The organism is Mycobacterium sp. NGS15, assembly GCF_059813245.1.
On sequence record NZ_JCALEF010000002.1, the window covers coordinates 651,498 to 672,264 of the forward strand.

Consider the following 20,767-nt stretch of genomic DNA (forward strand, 5'->3'; position numbering starts at 1 on the left):
GGCCACTAGCCCAGCATCGAGAAGGGCCGCGCCTCCTCGATCTCCAGCGCCAGCTCAAGCAGCGTCCGCTCGCTGCCCCGGCAGCCGCTGAACATCACTCCGATGGGTAGACCGTCTGGATCCTGGCCGAGAGGAAGCGATATAGCCGGAGCGCCGGAGGCGTTGTGCACCGGCGTGAATCCCACATATGAGCTGAGCTTGTTCAGCAGCACCTCGGGATCCTGGTCCGGGGTGAGGTAACCGATTCGCGGGGTGGTGTGGGTGAGCACCGGTGTGAGCACGGCATCGATACCGGTGTTGAATCCGCTCTCGTATACCCGGGCGGATGCGGCCAGCCGGGCCAGGAACAGCGGCGTGCGATACGACCGCCTGACAAACCTGCGGCTGAGTCCGAGTGTGAGCGGATCTAACCGGGAGGCGTCGAATCCGTCGAACAACCTGGAACCGCCCTTCGTGACGGCGAAGGCCAAGAAGGACCAGTAGTCCTCGAAGTCGGTCTTGAACGAGGGCAGCACCGCGGGCGTGTATGGCTCGACGTTGTGCCCAAGGGACTCAAGCGTTTCCGCGACGGAGTTCACCGCTTGTCGCGTCGCGGTATCTGTGGCCGGAGTGAAGGGGGAATCCATGCACAGACCGATGCGCAGCCGGCGCTGCACCGGGCGGTCCACGCGGCCGATCGGGGTGAGTTTCGGATTGCGGTAATGCAGTTCGGCCGCTTCGAAGAACTGCGCGCAGTCCCGGACGCTGCGCACCAGCACCCCGTCGGCGACGATCTTCACGGGCGCCGAGCTGCTCGACGGATCACCTAAAAGTCTTCCGCGACTGGGCTTGAGGCCGACCAGTCCGCAGGCCGCCGCCGGAATCCGGATGGAGCCGCCACCGTCGTTGCCGTGCGCTATGGGCACCACGCCGGCGGCCACCAGGGCGGCCGAGCCGCCTGAGGACCCGCCTGCGGAGAAGTCCGTGTGCCACGGGTTGCGGGTGACCGAGCCTCCCGAACGTTCCGTGCTGGCAGACCAGCCGTATTCCGGCATGGTCGTCGACGCGATGGGTACGACCCCGGTGCTGAGGAACTGTTGCGTGAACGGTCCGTCCACGGTCTGCAGTGTCGGCGCGATCGACGCCGAGCCTTCTGTCAGCGGCATGCCCGCCACGTGGATATTGCATTTGGTCGCGGTAGGCACACCCCGAAAGGCAATGAGCCTCTCGGAGGTGGCATCCGCGGCTTCTGCGCGCTCGCGCGCCCGCGGAAAGTCCTTGAACTCCACCGCGTTGAGAGCCGGATTGACCCGTTCCAGACGGACGATGGCGGCCTCGGCGCATTCGGCCGCGGTAACCTCGCCGGAGGCAATACGCTCGGCGACCCCGGTGGCATCCAGGTCGCCGAGAGCGTCCTCGGTGAATGCCGAAACGACGTGCGTGCGCGTCACTTAATTTCCTCCTAGGTAGGCGACGATGGCGTTGGTGAGCCCTCGACGGGCCTCCTCCAGATCCGAGTAGGTTCCCAGCTGCTTTTCCGATACAAGCCCACGCATGGCGCCGGGGATGAAGGCCGCCACCTCACGCACCCGGACGGGATCCACATCCAGGCCGTCGAACGCCTGCTGGCACGCTCGCGCCCAACGATGCTTCCATGAAGCCAGCTCGGCGGCGGTGTGGGGGTACAGCCTTTCCAGCTCCGCGGATTCATGGGGCAGTGCACGGCGCAGGTTCTCGATGGCCCGGGAGTCCGGTGACGTCAAACCCCGATAGAGGGTTTCGACGATCGCGCTGACCCGGCGATCCAGTGGGCCGTCCGGATCGGACCGCCAGGGCTGGTCGCCGCGGCGCTCGGCGGTGCGTTGCAACACCGCTGCCCACAGGCCGTCGATATCGCCGAACTGGTACTTCACCGCACCCCAGGTGGCGCCGCACTCCTTGGCGATCCTGTTCGCCGACACCGCAGCCGGATCGCCCGAGGCAAGCACGCGCAGCGCGGCATCGAGCATGCTCTCGCGGGTCGCCAGACCGCGACGATTAGCTCGTCGTCCGGTGGCCACCGCGTCGCTCATTTCAGTGATGGTAGCGGCCGGAGGTTTTTTCATAGAAGTGTCTGTGAAAAGTGGACGGATTGGATTACTGTCACCGCGTAAGGAGGTTGCGATGCCGAAGCCGCCGTTGTCGATGAAGCCCACGGGGTGGTTCCAGGTCGCCTGGTCCGCGGAGATCGCGGTCGGCGCCGTCCATCGGATGACCTATTTCGGGCGCGAGATGGTGGCCTGGCGCGCACAGTCGGGCGGACTCGCCGTGATGGATGCGTACTGCGAGCATCTCGGCGCGCACCTCGGGCACGGCGGCCATGTCGAGGGTGACCGCATCGTCTGCCCCTTTCACGGCTGGGAATGGAACCGTGACGGCAAGAACGTGTGCATCCCCTACGAGAAGCGGCCAAATCCGTTGCGGCGCATTCGGAGTTATCCGGTGGTGGAACGCAATGAGGCGGTGTACATCTGGCATGATGTCGATGGCCGCGAGCCATACTTCGACGTCCCGGACGTCTTTACCGGGTTCGGCGACGGGAGCAGCGCCCACGACTACTACCCGGGATATCCGTCCGGCACCCTGTATCGGGAACGGCTGCAACTGCATCCGCAGTACGTGCTCGAAAACGGGGTCGATTTCGCGCATTTCAAGTACGTGCATAAGACGCCGTTCATCCCGAGGTTCACCCGGCAGGAGTTCGAGGAGCCCATCTCCTATGTCGACTTCACCATCGCCTTCGATGAGATACCGGGCATGTCCGCCGAGGATATGAAGAGCGGAGTGCAGGCCATCAACGGCGGCTTGGGTGTGGCCGTCACCAAGAGCTGGGGGATGATCGACAACCGCACCGTCTCTGCGGTGACCCCGGTGGATGAGCAGACCTGCGATGTCAGATTCACCGTCTTCATCGGACGGCAGTCGGGGGCCGGCGCCGGTAGGTCCGAAGAACTGTCGCGGACCGCAAAGACATTCGCGCAGAACATCATCGACCAGTTCCTTGCCGACGTCCATATCTGGTCGCATCAACGGTACTCGGACCCGCCCGCTTTGGTGCGCGCCGAATACGACGGCTTCATCGCCCTACGAAAATGGGCGACCCAGTTCTACCCGGAGGAAGTCCGAACATGATCCGAGCGATGAGTGGAATCAGGGTGTTTCAGGTGGCGACCGGAAATGTCGGTGCCGAGATGATCAAGCGTATCGCCCGACATCCCGATCTGGAGCTGGCCGGATTGCATTGCTATTCAAGGGAAAAGATCGGCCGGGACGCCGGCGAACTCGTGGGGCTGGAGCCCAACGGGGTCATCGCCACCGGCACCGTCGAGGAAATCATCGCTGCCAAACCCGATGTGCTGACCTTCCACGGCGTGTTCCCCGACGAGGACCTCTATGTGAAGGTGCTCGAGGCGGGCATCGACATCGTCACCACCGCCGACTGGATCACCGGACACCACCGCAACCAGAACCACCCGCATTCCTCGGGGCGATCCACCACGGAGATTCTGCAGGAAGCATGCGAACGGGGCGGATCCACCTTCTACGGCACCGGGATGAATCCGGGTCTGACGCAGATCCTGGGCGTCATCCACTCCTGCGATGTCGCCGAGATCGAGAATGTGACCGTCATCGAATCGGTGGACGTGTCCTGCCATCATTCGGTGGACTCCTGGGAGATGGTCGGATACGGGCGCTCCGTAGCGGACCCCGAGATTCCGGCGCTCCTGGAGAAGGGCACCCGTGTCTTCGCCGACGGGGTGTATCTGATGGCCGACTGTTTCGGCCTCGAGCTCGATGACGTCACATTCTCCTATGAGCTGGGGGCCTGCACCGAGGACGTCGACCTCGGCTGGTACCGGCTACCCAAGGGCTCCCTGGGTGCTAATTACCTGAAGTACCAAGGCATCGTCGATGGGATACCCAGGGTGGAGGTGCATGTCGAATGGCAGATGACCCCGAAGACTCAGCCGCACTGGAACGTCAAGGGCTGTTACATCACGAAGATCCAGGGCGATCCCTGCATCTACAGCAAGCACATGGTCATTCCCAAGCCCGGCACCGACTTCTCCGACCCTGCAGCCTTCGCATCCGTCGGGATGACCGTCACGGGTCTGCCCGCGCTCAACGCCATTCGGAGCGTCATCGACGCCCCGCCGGGCATCCTCACCTCGGCCGACCTGCCACTGCGCGGATTCGCGGGGCGGTTCAAGTAGGGCTGTGCGGGCACCGATGCCAGCTGGGACGGGTAGCCTAAGGCCCGATATGAGCGAGCGAGCCGACAAACCCAGTAATTCGTACGCCGCGGCCGGGGTGGATATCGAAGCCGGCGACCGGGCGGTCGAGCTGTTCAAGAAATCCGTCGCCAAGACGCATCGTCCCGAGGTACTGGGCGGCATCGGCGGCTTCGCCGGGCTGTTCGCGCTCAAGGGCGGATACCGCGAGCCGGTGCTCGCGGCCTCCACCGACGGCGTCGGCACCAAGATCGCCGTCGCACAGGCCATGGACAAACGCGACACCGTCGGCCTGGACCTGGTGGCCATGGTCGTCGACGACCTGGTCGTGTGCGGTGCCGAGCCGCTCTTCCTGCAGGACTACATCGCCGTCGGCAAGGTGGTGCCCGAGCGCGTCAGCGAGCTGGTCGCCGGAATCGCCGAGGGATGCGCCATCGCCGGCTGCGCATTGCTCGGCGGCGAAACCGCCGAACATCCGGGCCTGATGGCTCCCGATGACTTCGATCTGTCCGCCACCGGTGTCGGCATCGTAGAAGCAGACCGGGTATTGGGACCGGACCGGGTGCGCCCAGGCGATGTCGTGATCGCGATGCGATCCTCGGGCCTGCATTCCAACGGGTACTCGCTGGCCCGGCACGTACTGCTGGAAATCGACCGGATGGACCTGTTCGGACAGGTCGAGGAGTTCGGCCGCACTCTTGGCGAGGAGCTGCTCGAACCCACCCGTATCTACGCCAAGGACTGCCTCGCGCTGGCCGCAGAGACCGAGGTACGGACCTTCTGCCACGTCACCGGTGGCGGGCTCGCAGGAAACCTCGCCCGCGTCATCCCCGACGGATTGGTTGCCGAGCTGGACCGCAGTAGTTGGACCCCCGGTCCGATCTTCGCGATGATCGCCCAGCGCGGCCGCATCGAGCGCGCTGAGATGGAAAAGACCTTCAACATGGGCGTCGGCATGGTCGCCGTCGTCGCACCCGAAGACGTTGACAGGGCGCTCGCGGTCCTGACCGCACGGCACATCGACTGCTGGACCCTTGGCGCCATCAAGAAATCAGGCAAGGATTCGGGCAGCGAGAATGCCGTGCTGGTAGGCCAGCACCCGAGATTCTAAGGAGAGGTGCTGCGCCTGGCCGCCGTCACCGGCGCCAGGCGTCCTCATCTTCAGTCCAGCGGTCGCTGGTGCGGTCGTCATCCGGCTGAGATGACGGAGCTCCGGAGAGTTCACGGCGGAGCTGCTCGAGATCCGTGTTAGGAGAGCTGTATTTCAGCTCGCGAGCAACCTTGGTCTGCTTTGCCTTTGCCCGGCCGCGGCCCATGGGGGAACCCCCTCGCGCAATAGCGGAGCGGCCCAATTTCAGGGCGGCTCCGGTGGAGTGTTTGTATCGATCCTGACGATAGTTTAGCGTGCCGATCCACCAACTGCTGCACGCCCTAACTACCCGGTTGGCCCGGCCCCTGTCGCAGGCGGTTGATCGCTTCGCGTCCACGCTGCTCACCGTGCAGGTCGGGCAGGAGATCGAGGTCTATGGCGGCTGCTGACGGCCCTGCGGTGAGCGGTGTCGGATCGCCGCCCGAGAGGGCCTCGACGACCGAGCGTTTGAGCAGAGCCAGGGCTATGGGACCCAGGTCAACATGGTCGACTACCGAACCCACCCGGCCGACGGAACGGCCGCCTGCCGCCACCTCGTCGCCGGTGGACGGCCGATCGGCAGAGCCGTCCAGATGTAGCAACACCAGCACCCGTGGGGGCTTGCCGAGATTGTGTACCCGCGCCACCGTCTCCTGCCCGCGATAGCAGCCCTTTTCCAGATGAACGGCTCGTGGATCGCCGTCGACCCCGATCCAGGACACCTCATGCGGGATGGTCCGCTCATCGGTATCCAGGGCCAGCCTCGGGTGCGCCGTAGCGATCCGGAGCGCCTCGTACGCCCACAGACCGGCCGGGCGTACCCCCAGCCGGTCGCCGAGGCCATGTTCCGGCGGCACCAGGAGGTCGAATGTCGCATCGGGCAGCGGCCACGGCATCCGCCTGATCAGGCCGCCGCCGGGTAGGGCGACCGCGCGGTCGAGTTCGGGGAGCGCCGCGATCCCCAGCTTGTCGGCGAGGTCGACGGTGTCCGGCCCCAGCAGGGTGAAGAGCTTCAGATCGGACGACGAGACCTCCACCTTTGCCCAGAACACCATCTTGGCGAGAAAGTCCTTCAGGGCCTGGCCCCGCCATGGCTCGGTGTCCAGATAGGTGATGCCGTCCAGATCGGTTTGTACCCAGTGGTCCTCGACACGTCCCTGTCCATCGAGGCTGAGGTTTTCCCGGGTTTCGCCGTCTCGCAGGTCGGCGACGTGCTGGCTGGAGATGGTGTGCAGCCAGCTCAGCCGCTCGGTGCCGGACAGGGCTATGACGGGGCGTGTCGACCGATCGACGAGGGCGGCACTGGTCAGGGCCGTGCGCTGCTCACCGAGCGGGTCGCCGTAGTGCCACACAGCACCGGCGTCGGGGCTACCTTCAGGTACGTAGATGGCCGTCATCGGTGCCTAATGTTCTTCACGCAAGCGGCTCATCACATGTCCAACTGTACGACCGCTAATCTCATTGCCCATGGCGGTAGCGGTGCTGGTCACACTCGACGGCGAAGTGCACGACCCCTCGGTGCCGCTGTTGCACGCCGACGAGCTTGCCGCTGTTCGTGGAGACGGCGCGTTCGAGACGCTGCTGGTGCGCGGCGGCATGGTCTGCAAGCTGGACGCGCACCTGAATCGGATGGCCGTATCTGCCGCGTCGATGGATCTGGCCGAGCCGGACCGGCCTGCCTGGCGTGCGGCCGTCGAGGTCGGAGTGCGGCAATGGAACTCGATATCGACCGACGATGCGATGCTACGGCTTGTCTACACCCGCGGTCGTGAAAGCGGCGGGGGCGCAACGGCATATCTGACCATCGCGCCGGTTCCGGAACGCTCGCTGGTGGCGCGCCGTGACGGCATCTCGGTGATCACCCTGGATCGCGGACTGCCCGCGCGGCCCGCCGAACCGCTGCCGTGGCTGTTATCGGGGGCCAAGACACTGTCCTACGCGATCAACATGTCCGCCCTGCGATATGCCGAAAATCAAGGGGCCCAAGACGTCATCTTCATCAGTTCGGATGGGTTCGTGCTGGAGGGGCCGCGATCGACGGTCATCATCGATACCGGCGATGCATTGGTCACCCCGTTCCCGGAGCACGGGATCTTGCACGGAACCACTCAGCGGGCACTGTTCGAGGTGGCCGTGGCAGCGGGCATCCCGTGCCGGTACGAGGCTGTGAAGCCTGCTGATCTGGTTGCTGCCCAGGATGTTTGGATGTTGGCAAGTATTACTCTCGCAGCCCGGGTGCGCACGCTCGACGGTGTCAGCCGTCCCGCAGGGCCGCTGGCGGCGCGGTTGCCCGAGCTGGTCGATAAGGCCATCGCGCTCTAGTTCCGCCCGCTAGTTCTGCTCGCCGCAGAATAAATCGGTTGTCGCGCACTCTCTTGCGTCGTACCGTCGTCGGTACACAAGGAAGGAGGTGGTCCGACACTTTGATTGCTTATTGGACATGTGAGGTGGCTGCTCGCTAGGTGCAGCCATGCGCTGCAGTGGGCAAATCCACCGCAGCCACCCGGCCCCCGAACCCTCGATGAGTCCGATCGAGCCGAACGGTTCGGGGGCCGCCCCCTTTCTGGGGACGGCCGGAAAGACGCGTCGAAGTGCCCGGCTACGAGCGACAGGCGCGGGAGGTCTAGCCCGCGAACCGTGACAACCGCGCCGACAGATGCGGCGTGAGGCCGCCGTCGGCACCCACCCGCTCCTCGACATAGGCCAGGTCGCCGCCGTCGATGATGCCGTACAGACGTTTCGCCCCGCCGATCAGCGCACCGGACTTGCTCCGGGCCAGCGCATCGGTGACCAACTCCCAGGATGAGGCGTTGCGGGGATGGCCGTAGAACAGCTCGACGAATCCCGCGGCATGCGCCAGCACCAGCTCAATGGCCTGCTCTTCGTCGGGATCGTCCGGATCGGGCGCGAACCGCCAGAACCCGCTCTCGCGCAGGGTCAGCCGTTCGAACTGCCCGTCGGCATCCAGCCGCCACGACCGTGAATCCCACGTGAGGTAGTCGCTGCCGTCGTGCGCGACGATGATCTGCTGTCCGAATCGGTAGTCGCCGTCGGCATCCCGGCCCTCGCCCTCGCCGCGCCACACTCCTACCAGGGGCAGCAGCGCGAGCATGGCCTCATGCAGGTCTGCGCCTTCGCGCAGGTTCGCGGTATCGGCGGGGACGGGGAGGTCTTGAAAGGTGGGTAGGTTCCGGCCCACCGATGGCCGCTGCTCGGCGGCGGTCGGATCTGGTTCCGTCACGACTCGTCGGTGATCAGCCGGTACAGCGCGTACAGCGCGAACCAGGTGATGACAAGCACCGCGGCCACCAACATGATCTCGAAGAAGAGCACCACGGAATGGGAGCTTACCTGGGATAACGGTGTGACCCACAACTCGCCGGGTAACGTCGGATCTAGCTACCGCGATGGAAGGGTGTGACGATCTTGCCAAGACGATTGTTATCTGCGTTTTTCACACCCTTTGTGCTGTCTGTTGGGCTTGTTGTGACGCCCACAGCGAATGCGCAACCGCCCACGTTTCCGGACGTTGACTCCTATCCGGCGGTCGATCTGGAGGAGTACCGGGTGATCGGTGCGCACCCGAGCATGTCGGGTTGGGTGTTCAGCACGCCCGGCGGCCTCAGATGCCAGAGCAACATGATCGCGGATCTGGGCGTCTCGTGTACCGGACGGATCGTGGGTGCCGGCGAGGGCATGAACTCGGTGACGGTGTCCCTGACCAAGCCGGGGCTCATCGCGCAGTACGACCAGACACCCGACGATCACCCGTATCCGCTGTTGCCCACCGGATCCAAGATCGCGCCCGGCAATGGCGTGGTCTGTGCGGTCCTCACCGAGGAGGCGCTGGCCTGCCGCGCCAAGAAGCCCGACTCCTGGGCCAAGGACACCCCCGATCCGCCGGATCGGCACTACGGCGAGCACGGGTTCGTCGTGCAGCCCAGTTCGTCGGGCACGGGCAGCTGGTCCTACTAGCGCGAGCTTCCGACCTTTTGGGGGTAGGCCCCCATGAACTTTGGGTGTCCGTATGGATGCCAGTGGTTGGCGCATACGGGACGATTGCCGAGTGGGGCGTCGTGGATAGGAAAACACCTGTGTGGCAATCAAAGTCAGTACTTCGGGGAATCAGTGTGGGTCTCGTCAGCATCGCGCTCGTGGTGGCGACACCGGGCCTCGCGGATGCGGCGCCCGACAAGCCCACGCCGGTGCCGTCGCCGAACCACGACGGTGAGTGGCTGGACGGCGGCATGGCGCCCACCGAGGCGCAGCAGCCGCGCGACAGTGCCGGTGGATGGGTTGATCACCCCGATGGCACCGGGCCGCAGTGCATGGACAGGGGCGTCGTCTGTCGTACCGGAATCTGGTACCCCGATCAGGTTCAAAGTCAGCGCGGTCAACCCGAGTGGGTGCAGTTACCCGATACCACCGGCCCCGAATGTGAGAATCCCGGCGTGGTCTGCGGCAACACGGCGTCGTAGTCGCCAAGAAGATCGAGCGCGGATCAAGTACCCGCCAGGAAGGTGATCACCGCGAGCACCCGGCGGTGGTACTCATCGGTTTCGGTCAGATTCAGCTTCGTCATCACATTGTGGACGTGTTTTTCGACCGTGCTCTCGGTGATCCACAGCCTGCGGGCGATGCCGGCATTCGACAAACCCTCGGCCATCACCCCCAACACCTCGCGTTCCCGCTGACTCAGGGCGTCCATCGGATGGTCGTTGCGGCGCGTCACCACCAGCTCTCTGACAAGTGCCGGGTCCAATACCGCGGCCCCTCCGGCGATCCGGTTCAGCGCGTCGACGAACTCCGCGACATCGCCGATACGGCTCTTGAGGAGGTAGCCCCGTCCGCCTCCCGTTGACACGAGCTCGATCGCGTACTCCACTTCCACATGTGCGGAAAGGACCAGCACTCCGATTTCTGGGAACTCCTTGTGTATTGCCCGGGCAGCCTCAAGTCCTTCGGTGGCGTGCGTCGGCGGCATCCGGATATCCGTGACGACGAGGTCAGGCCGTTGGGCCCTGACTAAACCCATCAGGTCGACGGCGTCGCCCACCTGGCCGACAACCTCGAAATTCGAATGATCGAGCAGGCTGGCGATCCCTGCACGAAGGAGTACGTCGTCGTCGGCGATTACCACGCGCAAGGCGGCCACAGCGCCAGAGTAGCCGCGCAGCCTGCGTGGCTATATTCGAAGAGGCGGGACGCATCTGAGTCCCGGAGGTAAGGAAGTTTTCGAGACGTGACCCCCACCATCTCAACGCTGCCGCCGGGGCCGTCGACGATGGCCGGCGAGTCGGCCAACAACGGCCGCGGCACATCGTCACTCAGATTGTGGGGATGGCTGACGTTGCCCTTCCAGCCGGGCACACCACCCTCGGCCACACTGGGAATCCTGGTGGCCGCGGGCTTTCTCGTTTCCGAAACCGTTGCGGCGCTGCTACTGCGGCAGATCGCGCCGACCGAACGGATGGGCACCATCTATCTTCTCGGCATTTTGGTCGTGTCGGCGATCTGGGGGCTGCGGCTCGCGGTGCTCACCTCCATCGCCAGCGCCATCACGTTCGACTACGTACGCGATTGGCCTAACGGCCATGTGTTATCGGTCGAGCTGCAGAACGGCGTGGTCCACGTGATTTTCCTGGTAGCCGCGCTGGTCGCCAACGGGCTGGCAAGCCTGGCCCGTGCCCGCACCAACGAGGTCGAGGCGCGCCGTCGGGAGGCGGCCGCGATCGCCGAGCAACAGGCGGGGCTGCGCCGGATAGCGACCCTGGTCGCGCGGGAGGTACCGCCGTCGGACGTGTTCGCGGCGCTGGTCGACGAGATGGTCGATTGTCTGCACGCCGATACGGCGATTTTGTTGCGGTACGAGGCCGGCAACACCGTCACCATCGTCGCGGCATCCGGTGATGTGGGAACGGGCCACATGCCGGGAACCCAGCTCGTGTTGGTCGACGGCGTGCCGCCCGGAGAGGCGCTGGGATTCGATGCCAGCGTGTGCACTCCCATCCGTGTCGGTGGGAGCACCTGGGGAGCGGCAGTTCTGCGCGTGGAAGGCCTCGAGGTTGCGCCCATGAACGATTTCGCCGACCTGGCCGCCACCGCGATCGCGAACGCCCATACCCGGGAAGAGCTCACCGCTTCCCGAGCCCGGATCGTGACGGCGGCAGACGAGGCACGTCGCCGTCTGGAGCGCGATCTGCACGACGGCGTGCAACAGCGCCTAGCATCGCTGCGCCTGCGGCTCGGCATGGTGACAGCCGAATTGCCCTTGGGTTTACCGGATCTGGCCGACCAACTCGCGGAGCTGAGCGCCGGGTTGCTCGGTGTTACCGAAGACCTTCAGGAATTCTCGCGCGGTGTTCACCCGGCGATCCTGTCCAGTGGCTTGCGGCCCGCGCTGTGCACGCTGGCGCGGCGTTCGGCCGTTCCCGTCACCATCGAGGTGAACGTCGATGGCACGATCGCCGAGTCGGTCGAGATGGCCGCGTACTACGTGCTGGCGGAGGCGCTTGCCAACGCCGCCAAGCACTCCGCGGCAACTCGGGTGCAGGTTTCGGTGCGATGTAGCGGGCCGGATCTCTGTATGGCTATCCGCGATGACGGCGTGGGCGGGGCCAATCCTCATAAGGGTTCGGGACTCGTGGGGTTGACCGACAGAGTCGAGGCGCTGGGCGGGAAGTTGAGTGTGTCCAGCCCCGTCGGGCGCGGCACCGCTCTGGACGTTTCCATTCCGATTCTCTGACGAGATCGCCGCCACGGCCCCTCTTTCACAGGTAATTCCCGGGTAGATCTGTCTATATGGGGGGAAACCACACCTGCTTAATGGTGGCAAACCATACCAAATTCCGCGTTTAGTCCCCGTTCACCGAGATTCGAGGCGGCGTTAACGGATCTCTAGCTAGATGAGCTCCGTTCGGTTGCGAAGAGCTTTATCGGGAATGAGCGACGGCTGGAGAAATTGTTGCGGTAGAGCGCAATTCGCAGAAATTCTGGCGTTGTTGCCTGGTCAAGAGTGATGTTGTCGATATCAGTCGATAAATGCCCATAAAAGGCAAGCGGCGCCATTCCGTAAGACGGAACGGCGATATTCAAAGACCATTCGAAAGGCTCACATGGCGGGAATGCTTGATCGATTTACGCGCGCCGCATGCGTTGTGGCGGTGCTCTGCGGTATGGCAGTGACGGAAGCGCCCGCGGCATTCGCGGAACCGGTGACCATGCTGCCGGAGGACCTGGATCAGGTGACACCGGACGGCTGGCACATCCATCTGAACAGCTACAACGAGGTAGTCAACTCGATTCCCAACCTCGCCAATGCGACAAACTCGCGCGAGGCCTTTGTGTCCCTGTATGCCTCGGCGAGGGTCGAGGGCGGGCAAGGGGAAATCATGGACAGCTTGTTCATCATGGGCTATCAGCTCGGATGCCAATCTGACGTATCCAGCGGCCTCCAGTTCGGCGGTGCGGCGTCCGGCGGCGTGAGCGGAACCGGAAGTCTCGGGTCGAGCAGCTCCGTCGGCGGATCAGTAGGTGGCGGTCTCACCGGGTACGCACAGACGGTTCTCGAACCCGGTGTGATCGTTGATCTCCCGATGTCCAACATGGGGCTCGACAAGTCGGGGCGCGCAACACTCGACGTCACGAATCTGCATGTCAAGGCGGACGCCTGCGGTGGCGACGTCACCATCCGGTCGTACGCGTACTTGCGGATCTCGACTACAGGGGCGCATTCGTCCTACGCCATCTACGGCGAACCCACCAAGATCTGAGCAAGGAGAAAAGCCATGGCATCACGCATGATCGCGGGAGCGCTCGCGATTCTCTGCGGCACGGGGATCTTCTTGGCGCCGAACGCATCCGCAGACCCTGTTCCTCCCGGCCCACCTCCTGGCTACGACGGTCTTCCGTACCACAACATGCCGGGACGGATCGGCCATCAACCCGGTGCGTACACCTGGATCCTGGGTTTCTGGATGCGGCCCCGGCGCGTCCTCGACACGGCAGGCGTGGCGGCGATGACCAATACCGACTCCCACTCGGCCGCGTTCGGGCTGCCCGGCTCGCAACTCGGTGTCGAACCGCAGCGGCGTTCGATGGTGGGGAACGCCTTCGGCGTGCGGCCGGAGTCGCAGATGGAGGCGACGGGTGCACCCGACCCTGCCGGTGGCGTCACGCCCGGATACACGATGCCGGCGGGCAGTCCGGGGGGTGGCCTCGAAGACCCCTACGCCGGAACCGCGAGACAGCTGCCCCTCGGCGGTGAATCCAGCCAGCCGGCCGCCAACGGGACCGTCGGGCCAAGCTCTGTGAACAGCGGCCCCGACACCGGTCCCACCGTGTCGAAGTGAACCACCGCACCCATAGGCAGAGGATCCACACCATGAGAGCACACCTCACATGCGCGGCGACGATCGTCACGCTGCTACCTGCGGCACTGCTGGGGGCGCCGAGCGCAGCGGCCGACCCTTCAGTCCCGGGCGACCCGACAGGGCAGATCTACACTCCGCCCGGCTATATCGGCTACTTCCCCGGCGCGTACGGGTTTCAGACCGTCTTCTCCCTAACCCCGCCGCCCCGGGTCCTGGACGCGGGTGGTGTCGGGGCAATGACCAACGCGGACCCCGAGTCGTCCCGTATCGGCCTGCCCGACGACCGGCTCGGAGTTCAGTCGAAGCATGTCGTCGTGAAGCCGCAAGAGGCCGGTCCGCGTGGGCAGGTGTTCGGTGTGCGCACCGGTTCGCCGATGCAGGAGACTGCGGCGCCCGATGTGGCCGGCGGTGTTATGCCGGGTGCGACCTCCGCGATCGGTCGGCAAAACCCCGCCACCGGGCAGTCGGTCGGCCTGGAGGATCCGTCGCCTGTCGGGGGTGGACCCGAGCAGCCCATGCCGGGGCTGGAGGCCAGGCAGCCGGTGCGCAGTTCCGTCGCCGCACCGGATACGGCGAACTGAAGTTCTCAGGTCGGCACCACCTAGTGACGCGAAAAGGCACCCAGGTACGTGATTCGGGCTGAATACGTACCTGAGTGCCTTCTCGAGATAGAGCGAAAGGCCCCGCTCAGCTTTCAATCTTGATGTCGACCTCGTGGATGCCGGCGCCGGTGGGGCTGACCGTGGCCGTGCCGTTCCCGGCCGAGGACAACGCCCGCAGCGTCCAGTCGCCCGGTGCGGCGAAGAACCGGAAGTCGCCGGTCGCAGACGCCACCACCTCGGCGGTGAACTCATCGGAGGAATCCAGCAGGCGCACAAAGGCGCCGCCCACTGTCTGACCGTTGCCATCGACCACGCGGCCGGTGATCACGGTTTCCTTTTCCACGTCAACACCCGCCGGAATGGCCAGGCCCTGCTTCGGTGCACTGCACATAACTAGCTTCCCAACTCGATCGGGGCTCCCACCAGAGAGCCGTATTCGGTCCAACTGCCGTCGTAGTTCTTCACGTTCTGGTGTCCCAGGAGCTCCTGCAACACGAACCAGGTGTGCGAGGAACGCTCACCGATGCGGCAGTACGCGATGGTTTCCTTTTCACCATCCAGCCCCGCGTCGGCGTAGAGCTTGGCCAGCTCGTCATCCGACTTGAAGGTGCCGTCTTCGTTGGCCGCTTTGCTCCACGGGACGTTGATGGCGCCGGGGACATGTCCGGGACGCTGGCTCTGTTCCTGCGGCAGGTGCGCGGGAGCCAGGATCTTGCCGGAGAACTCATCGGGCGAACGCACGTCCACCAGGTTCTTGGCACCGATGGCGGCGATCACCTCGTCGCGGAAGGCGCGGATAGCGTTGTCCGGTGCGGCAGCCTGGTAGGACGTTGCGGGCCGCGACACGGTGTCGGTGGACAGCGAGCGGCCGTCCAGCTCCCACTTCTTGCGGCCACCGTCGAGCAGCTTCACGTCAGCGTGCCCGTACAGCTTGAAGTACCAGTAGGCGTATGCGGCGAACCAGTTGTTGTTGCCGCCGTACAAGACCACGGTGTCGTCGTTGCCAATGCCCTTGTCGGAGAGCAGCTTCGAGAACTGCTGCTGGTCAACGAAGTCACGCTTGACCGCGTCCTGCAGATCGGTTTTCCAGTCCAGCTTGACGGCGCCCTCGATGTGGCCGACGTCGTACGCGCTGGTGTCCTCGTCCACCTCCACGAACACCGTGTTGGGAGTGGAAAGGTTGTCTTGCGCCCATTGGGCGGAGACCAGTACGTCAGAGCGTGCCATGCAGGGTTCCTTCCGGGGGTAACTAAATGGGGTAACTAAATGGTTGTGCCGGGCTACTGAGCCGACGGTTGTGTGCGGCGAAAACGGTTAACGAGGGGGTACAACTGGCAACCCAGGCAGATGCCGAAGGCGGCGTTCAGGAAGGCGGCGCCCAATGCGAACGCCGTCGCGATCTGGCCGAGCAAGGTGACGCCCGTGGCGAACCCGATGGTTCCGACCGCAGCGAAGGTGAAGCCGAGCAGCTGGGCGAACTGCAGCGGCGGGATGGGCTCGCGTTCGGTCACCGGGCTAAGCCTGGGCTGGATCAGAGTCCGGAAGATCGTTCCGAAGGGGCCACGGTGCGGCCCCAGCAGCGCGCCGATCGCGAACACCGCTGCTTGAAGTCCCAGGATCACTGCCGCTGCCGCCGGCGATACGGCGGACACCGCGAGGGTGATGATGAGAACTGTGGTGGTGACCCAGGCGACAAAGCGGGGACCGCGGACGTCAACCTGACTGATTACGGGCGGTGTGTTGGCAGTGGTCATGGTTTGTTGTGCTCCTCAGGGTGGCGGATATGGCTACACCAGGTACGGCACACACTCAGTGGGGTGGGAGGTGCCGCTATCAGCAGCAACAACAGCAGCAGCCCGCGACGCGGCACAGATCGACGGCGCGTCGTTTGGTGAGCATCGGCTCAAGGCGGGCTAGCACGGCGACGAGTTTACCCCGGCTGCGCCATGCCCTGCAGGGCAGTGCGCAGGTCGGCGGCCTTGGGCACTCCGGAAACTCGATACGCCTGCCGTCCGGTGGCATCGAAGATGAAGGTTGTCGGCAGTGACAGCACCGAGAGGGCCCGCGCGGCGTCGGGGTTTGCATCGATGTCGACCTCTACATGGGCCACCTCGGGCTGGTCAGCAGATACCTGGTCTACGACTCGGCGGACCGACGCACACGGACCACACCACACCGCACTGAAATGCACAATTGTCGGTCCGGTCGCGGAGAGCTCGATGCCGGGAGGGGCGTGGACCTCGTCCGCCCCGCCTGGCCCTTCGCGCAACTTGCCGGCCTTGCTCTTGATGGCGACCGCGATGAGGCTCGAGGCCAGCAGTGCGACCGCGATCACGATGACCGCGGTCACAAAGGGCGATGAGCCGCTCTCCTCGAGAGCCGACAAACCTGATGTCATGACTGTTTGAACGCGTCCAGGGAGATCGTTACTCCCTTGGCGATACCTTCGATGATCACATCTGATCCACGTGCGCCGACCGTGGTTGGTTCGATGGCGAAGGGGAGCTTCTGCCGCGGGACCACCTTGGTGAACGCGGCGAAGACGTCGGCCTGCTGATCCTCGGGCACATCACGGTCGGCCGTGCCCGGGCCGGTCACCACGGACGTGGCGACGAACTGCAGATCTGTCTTGTCCGGTCCGCCGACGGAGACGTCGACGGAGACGGTCACCTTCTGGTGGAATTCTCCCGTCTTCGGCGTTCCCGTGAACAGCAGGCCGGTTCCCGTGGAGATTCCGGATTCGGTGGTGCCGCCGGTGGCGTCGTTCTGTTCCTTCGGAGGGGGTTCGACGGCAAGGTCGTTGACTCCCATGAATCGCCCCAGGTGGTTGGAGTCGATGATGATTCGGCTTTCCACCCTGTCCACGCGCAATGGCGAGTCCGGATGGATCAGCCAGGACGCCTTGGATATGTCGATGCCGTGCAAGGTGCCTTCCAGCGTTGCCTTGCCCGTCTCCGCGTGGTCCACCCCGTGCGCCTTGATCTCGACTTCCTTGTATCTGTGCGCCAGAGCCTGGGGAATGAACGGGAAAACCAGGATTGCCACGGACGGATCGGAGCTCAGGTTTGCCTCGGCGCGCAGGGTCCGGGACAGCCGGTATTCGGCGTAGATCGCACATCCGAAATCGGTGCCGGTGACCGCGATTGCCAGTGCACATACCGCCGCAATGGTGGCGATCAGGGGTTTGCGCATCTGCACATTCTCGCGTACTACTGCGCGTCCGCCGCTCTCGGCCGGGCTTACCAGCAGGTGGCGGGGTACATTATGGAACACCTGGAGACCGAAGCACCCGGGTGTTGGAGGGCTCGTTGGACCTGTTGCTGCTGACCGCTGACCCGAATCCCGATGCGGTGCTGCCTTCTCTATCGCTGCTCGCCCATACCGTGCGACCGGTGCCCAGCGAGGTGTCGTCGCTGCTGGAGGCGGGCTCTGCCGATGTGGCGATCGTCGATGCGCGCACCGATCTGGCTTCCGCGCGTGGACTGTGCCGACTGCTGGGAGCTGCCGGATCTTCGGTCCCGGTGGTCGCCGTGGTCAACGAGGGCAGCCTGGTGGCGGTCAACGTCGACTGGGGGCTGGACGACATCCTGCTACCCGGAACGGGCCCCGCCGAGATCGACGCACGGCTGCGTCTGCTGGTGGGGCGCCGTGCGGGCGCGGTCAACGTGGAGAACGCCAGCAAGGTCGTGCTCGGTGAACTGGTCATCGACGAGGGCACCTATACCGCGCGGCTGCGCGGTCGCCCGCTTGACCTCACCTACAAGGAGTTCGAGCTGCTCAAGTATTTGGCGCAGCACGCCGGCCGGGTGTTCACCAGGGCTCAGCTGCTCCAAGAGGTATGGGGATACGACTTCTTCGGCGGCACCCGCACCGTGGACGTTCACGTGCGGCGGCTGCGCGCGAAGCTGGGCGGCGAATACGAATCGCTCATCGGCACCGTGCGCAACGTCGGTTACAAGGCGGTCCGGCCGCCGCGGGCGAAGAGCGACTCCGGCACATCCGAGAGTGCGGGCGCCGTGGCTCCTGACGTCGATGACGATGTGGACCCCGGCGACATCCACGAAGACATCGCCGATGAAGACGTCACCGATGAAGACGCCATCGCCGAACCAGGGGCACGCAACGCCGGCTGAATCACGACTAGCGTGACGGTATGACCGAATGGGTCCGGCTTCTCGATGATCAGCGTCAATTACAGATACGCGAGTTGATCGTCGGGGCCACCCGCGCCGACGGTATCGCTCCGGTGGGGGAGCAGGTATTGCGTGAGTTGCGCGGAACCGGCGCCAAGCACCTGATCGCCGAGGATGGGGACGACGTGGTGGCATACCTCAACCTGGTGTTGCCGGATGACAGTGCCACCGACGGGGATGCTCGCGAGAATGCCACGGCGATGGCCGAATTGGTGGTCGCGCCGGCGGTGCGCCGCCGCGGAATCGGTTCGGCGATGATTCGGCAAGCCCTCGGCGAGGGCGGCGAAGGCACCCGCATATGGGCTCACGGCGACCTGCCGGAGGCCAGGGCGCTGGCGGCCAAGCTGGGGCTGGTTGCGTTGCGGCGGCTCCATCAGATGCGTCGCCCCCTGGCCGATCTGCCTGCCGTCTCGGCCGACCCCAGTGTGGTGATAACGAATTATACTGGTCCGCAAGCTGATTCGGATCTGCTTCGCGTCAACAACGCTGCGTTCGCTTGGCATCCGGAACAGGGGGGCTGGACGCAGGACGATCTGTCCGGCCGGTTCGCCGAACCTTGGTTCGATCCACGTGGGCTGTTCCTCGCGCATGATGTGCAGACTGGCGAACTTCTCGGATTCCACTGGACCAAAAGGCATTTGGATAAGGCGGGAGTAGGCGAGGTGTATGTGGTGGGCATCGCCCCTGCCGCCCAAGGCCGGGGATTGGGGCACCTCCTGACGTTGGTGGGGCTGCACCACCTGGCCGATACCGGTTTGGACACCGTGTTGCTGTACGTCGAGTCGGACAACGGCGCGGCCCTGCGGACATATGAGCGGTTGGGATTCCGGATTTCTCTCACCGATGCCGCCTACGGTCGGGCCTGATGGGCGTTTACCTGCGATAACGACCGGACTGTCAAGTCTGTGAGTTCACTTTCCGTTTACCTGCGGTCGGGTGCCCGTCCATCGACTGCCTTTAGTTTCCGGGGTGCGCGTAGAAGATCCATTCCCGTCACCTGTCTTCCGACCACTCATGCGAGAAAGCGAGAGCCGTGAACCTCAAGGCCGTGAATCTTAAAAGCACCGGCACCACGATCTTCGCGGCGGCTGCCGCGGTCGCTCTGACCGCCGGCCTCGCCGCCTGCGGTAGCGACAACAACACGGGGGCCTCCTCCTCCAGTGCGTCCGGCGCTGCTTCCGGCTCGGGCGACTGTGCAGGCAAGGCCAAGCTGAGCGCCGAGGGCTCGTCGGCCCAGAAGAACGCCTTCGACATCTTCGCCAACGAGTATTCGACCGCGTGCTCCGGAAAGTCGATCAACTACAACCCCACTGGCTCGGGCAAGGGACGCGACAACTTCATCGCCGGACAGGTCGACATCGGCGGCTCCGACTCGGCGCTGTCCGAGGAAGAAGCAGGCAAGGCCAAGGAGCGCTGCGCGGGCAACGAGGCATGGAATCTGCCCGTGGTCTTCGGGCCGATTGCGTTGGCGTACAACATTCCCGGTGTTGACAAGCTGGTCCTCAACGCGGACGCTGCGGCCAAGATCTTCACCGGGGCCATCACCACCTGGAACGACCCGGCCATCGCCGCGCTCAACCCGGGCGCCACGCTGCCGGACACCAAGGTCACCCCGGTGTACCGCAAGGACAAGTCCGGCACCAGTGAGAACTTTGGCAAGTACCTGACCACCGCAGCCCCGGAGAGCTGGACCAAGGGCAGCAGCGGCAGCTGGGAGGGCGGCGCCGGTGAGAGCGCCGAGAAGTCCTCGGGTGTGGCAGAGAAGGTCAAGGCTCTGCCCGGTGCCATCACCTACGTGGAGAAGGGCTACGCCGACGACCTCAAGATGCCGTATGCCCAGATCGACAGTGGCGCTGGCGCGGTTGCGCTGACCCCGGAGACCGCCGCCGCCTCGGTGGAGACCGCCAAGTTCGCCGGCGAGGGTAACGACCTCAAGCTGGACCTGGCCTCGATCTACGGCACCAAGACCGCCGGTGCCTACCCGATCGTGCTGGCCACCTACGAGATCGTCTGCTCCAAGGGTTACAAGGACGCCGAAGTGGCCGCCGCGGTGAAGTCGTTCCTGACGGTCGCGGTGAACCAGGGACAGAAGGGTCTGGCCGATGTCGGCTACGCCCCGCTGCCCACGCAGTTCAAGTCTCGTCTGGAGACGGCCATCAAGGCCCTCGCCTAGCAGCTGATTCGTCCCCACCCGGTGAGCTCGGGTGACCCGGGTGGGGAC

The 20,767-nt window shown here is 64.9% G+C and carries 25 protein-coding genes; 13 read left to right on the forward strand and 12 right to left on the reverse strand.

Annotation, left to right across the window (positions count from 1 at the left end; all coding sequences use genetic code 11):
- Positions 1–5: 5 nt before the first annotated feature.
- Both AC5Y5C_RS07470 and AC5Y5C_RS07475 read right to left on the reverse strand, forming a co-directional pair.
- On the reverse strand, positions 6–1,430 hold the full coding sequence (locus tag AC5Y5C_RS07470; protein WP_499970512.1) for an amidase: 1,425 nt from the start codon (positions 1,428–1,430) through the stop codon (positions 6–8).
- A complete protein-coding gene (locus AC5Y5C_RS07475) occupies positions 1,431–1,988 on the reverse strand; it encodes a TetR/AcrR family transcriptional regulator (RefSeq protein ID WP_499970690.1) in 558 nt (185 codons plus the stop codon).
- A 154-nt stretch (positions 1,989–2,142) separates the two neighbouring features.
- On the opposite strand from AC5Y5C_RS07475, the gene AC5Y5C_RS07480 reads away from it, so the two are divergent.
- The 3 genes from AC5Y5C_RS07480 to purM are packed head-to-tail and all read left to right on the forward strand — an operon-like array spanning position 2,143 to position 5,361.
- A complete protein-coding gene (locus tag AC5Y5C_RS07480) occupies positions 2,143–3,150 on the forward strand; it encodes a 3-ketosteroid-9-alpha-monooxygenase, oxygenase component (RefSeq protein ID WP_499970513.1) in 1,008 nt (335 codons plus the stop codon).
- 8 nt (positions 3,151–3,158) lie between these two features.
- A complete protein-coding gene (locus AC5Y5C_RS07485; protein WP_499970514.1) occupies positions 3,159–4,232 on the forward strand; it encodes an NAD(P)H-dependent amine dehydrogenase family protein in 1,074 nt (357 codons plus the stop codon).
- Between the two features lie 49 nt (positions 4,233–4,281).
- Complete coding sequence (gene purM / locus AC5Y5C_RS07490) at positions 4,282–5,361, forward strand: phosphoribosylformylglycinamidine cyclo-ligase (protein WP_078291721.1); 1,080 nt, start codon at positions 4,282–4,284, stop codon at positions 5,359–5,361.
- A gap of 25 nt (positions 5,362–5,386) precedes the next feature.
- On the opposite strand, the gene AC5Y5C_RS07495 is transcribed toward purM, so the two are convergent.
- Together AC5Y5C_RS07495 and ygfZ are read right to left on the reverse strand one after the other, a co-directional pair.
- Positions 5,387–5,566 (reverse strand): DUF3073 domain-containing protein, encoded by a 180-nt coding sequence (locus tag AC5Y5C_RS07495; protein WP_078291719.1) that lies wholly within the window; start codon positions 5,564–5,566, stop codon positions 5,387–5,389.
- Between the two features lie 115 nt (positions 5,567–5,681).
- A complete protein-coding gene (gene ygfZ, locus AC5Y5C_RS07500; RefSeq protein WP_499970516.1) occupies positions 5,682–6,776 on the reverse strand; it encodes a CAF17-like 4Fe-4S cluster assembly/insertion protein YgfZ in 1,095 nt (364 codons plus the stop codon).
- 70 nt (positions 6,777–6,846) lie between these two features.
- On the opposite strand from ygfZ, the gene AC5Y5C_RS07505 reads away from it, so the two are divergent.
- On the forward strand, positions 6,847–7,701 hold the full coding sequence (locus AC5Y5C_RS07505) for an aminodeoxychorismate lyase (RefSeq protein ID WP_499970518.1): 855 nt from the start codon (positions 6,847–6,849) through the stop codon (positions 7,699–7,701).
- Between the two features lie 301 nt (positions 7,702–8,002).
- Here the strand turns inward: AC5Y5C_RS07505 and AC5Y5C_RS07510 are convergent, their stop codons facing one another.
- Positions 8,003–8,620, reverse strand: coding sequence for a heme-binding beta-barrel domain-containing protein (locus AC5Y5C_RS07510; protein ID WP_499970520.1), 618 nt, complete (start codon positions 8,618–8,620; stop codon positions 8,003–8,005).
- A gap of 347 nt (positions 8,621–8,967) precedes the next feature.
- Between AC5Y5C_RS07510 and AC5Y5C_RS07515 the strand changes: the two genes are divergently transcribed.
- A complete protein-coding gene (locus AC5Y5C_RS07515) occupies positions 8,968–9,354 on the forward strand; it encodes a hypothetical protein (RefSeq protein WP_499970692.1) in 387 nt (128 codons plus the stop codon).
- Positions 9,355–9,509: 155 nt separating this feature from the next.
- A complete protein-coding gene (locus tag AC5Y5C_RS07520) occupies positions 9,510–9,857 on the forward strand; it encodes a hypothetical protein (protein WP_499970522.1) in 348 nt (115 codons plus the stop codon).
- A 23-nt stretch (positions 9,858–9,880) separates the two neighbouring features.
- Here the strand turns inward: AC5Y5C_RS07520 and AC5Y5C_RS07525 are convergent, their stop codons facing one another.
- Positions 9,881–10,534 (reverse strand): response regulator, encoded by a 654-nt coding sequence (locus AC5Y5C_RS07525; RefSeq protein ID WP_499970524.1) that lies wholly within the window; start codon positions 10,532–10,534, stop codon positions 9,881–9,883.
- Between the two features lie 129 nt (positions 10,535–10,663).
- On the opposite strand from AC5Y5C_RS07525, the gene AC5Y5C_RS07530 reads away from it, so the two are divergent.
- The 4 genes from AC5Y5C_RS07530 to AC5Y5C_RS07545 all read left to right on the forward strand — a co-directional run bounded on the left by AC5Y5C_RS07530 (position 10,664) and on the right by AC5Y5C_RS07545 (position 14,332).
- On the forward strand, positions 10,664–12,124 hold the full coding sequence (locus tag AC5Y5C_RS07530; protein WP_499970694.1) for an ATP-binding protein: 1,461 nt from the start codon (positions 10,664–10,666) through the stop codon (positions 12,122–12,124).
- A 370-nt stretch (positions 12,125–12,494) separates the two neighbouring features.
- The gene (locus AC5Y5C_RS07535; protein ID WP_499970526.1) at positions 12,495–13,151 is read left to right on the forward strand and encodes an MspA family porin; all 657 of its coding nucleotides are present in this window, start codon (positions 12,495–12,497) and stop codon (positions 13,149–13,151) included.
- Positions 13,152–13,166: 15 nt separating this feature from the next.
- Entirely contained in the window at positions 13,167–13,730 is a 564-nt protein-coding gene (locus tag AC5Y5C_RS07540) for a hypothetical protein (protein WP_499970528.1), read from the forward strand.
- A 32-nt stretch (positions 13,731–13,762) separates the two neighbouring features.
- A complete protein-coding gene (locus AC5Y5C_RS07545; RefSeq protein WP_499970530.1) occupies positions 13,763–14,332 on the forward strand; it encodes a hypothetical protein in 570 nt (189 codons plus the stop codon).
- 106 nt (positions 14,333–14,438) lie between these two features.
- Here AC5Y5C_RS07545 and AC5Y5C_RS07550 read toward each other — a convergent pair whose 3' ends face one another.
- From AC5Y5C_RS07550 to lmeA, 6 genes are all read right to left on the reverse strand, one after another.
- A complete protein-coding gene (locus AC5Y5C_RS07550) occupies positions 14,439–14,744 on the reverse strand; it encodes a DUF1416 domain-containing protein (protein WP_005064245.1) in 306 nt (101 codons plus the stop codon).
- 2 nt (positions 14,745–14,746) lie between these two features.
- On the reverse strand, positions 14,747–15,580 hold the full coding sequence (locus AC5Y5C_RS07555) for a sulfurtransferase (protein WP_499970533.1): 834 nt from the start codon (positions 15,578–15,580) through the stop codon (positions 14,747–14,749).
- A 53-nt stretch (positions 15,581–15,633) separates the two neighbouring features.
- On the reverse strand, positions 15,634–16,107 hold the full coding sequence (locus AC5Y5C_RS07560; protein ID WP_499970535.1) for a DUF4395 domain-containing protein: 474 nt from the start codon (positions 16,105–16,107) through the stop codon (positions 15,634–15,636).
- 79 nt (positions 16,108–16,186) lie between these two features.
- Positions 16,187–16,375: an Ms5788A family Cys-rich leader peptide gene (locus tag AC5Y5C_RS07565; RefSeq protein WP_499970536.1), complete on the reverse strand. Its 189-nt coding sequence runs from the start codon at positions 16,373–16,375 to the stop codon at positions 16,187–16,189.
- Complete coding sequence (locus tag AC5Y5C_RS07570) at positions 16,284–16,703, reverse strand: thioredoxin family protein (RefSeq protein WP_499970696.1); 420 nt, start codon at positions 16,701–16,703, stop codon at positions 16,284–16,286. The genes AC5Y5C_RS07565 and AC5Y5C_RS07570 overlap by 92 nt, the downstream gene beginning before the upstream one ends.
- A gap of 44 nt (positions 16,704–16,747) precedes the next feature.
- Positions 16,748–17,545 carry a mannan chain length control protein LmeA gene (lmeA, locus tag AC5Y5C_RS07575; protein WP_499970538.1) on the reverse strand — a complete coding sequence of 266 codons (798 nt, stop codon included), beginning with the start codon at positions 17,543–17,545 and terminating at the stop codon, positions 16,748–16,750.
- 116 nt (positions 17,546–17,661) lie between these two features.
- Here lmeA and AC5Y5C_RS07580 point away from each other — a divergent pair, with 116 nt between their 5' ends.
- The 3 genes from AC5Y5C_RS07580 (at position 17,662) to pstS (ending at position 20,719) form a co-directional block, all read left to right on the forward strand.
- Positions 17,662–18,486, forward strand: coding sequence for a winged helix-turn-helix transcriptional regulator (locus AC5Y5C_RS07580; RefSeq protein ID WP_499970541.1), 825 nt, complete (start codon positions 17,662–17,664; stop codon positions 18,484–18,486).
- A gap of 20 nt (positions 18,487–18,506) precedes the next feature.
- Entirely contained in the window at positions 18,507–19,412 is a 906-nt protein-coding gene (gene mshD / locus AC5Y5C_RS07585; RefSeq protein ID WP_499970543.1) for a mycothiol synthase, read from the forward strand.
- Between the two features lie 167 nt (positions 19,413–19,579).
- Positions 19,580–20,719 carry a phosphate ABC transporter substrate-binding protein PstS gene (gene pstS, locus AC5Y5C_RS07590; protein ID WP_499970545.1) on the forward strand — a complete coding sequence of 380 codons (1,140 nt, stop codon included), beginning with the start codon at positions 19,580–19,582 and terminating at the stop codon, positions 20,717–20,719.
- Positions 20,720–20,767: the final 48 nt, after the last annotated feature.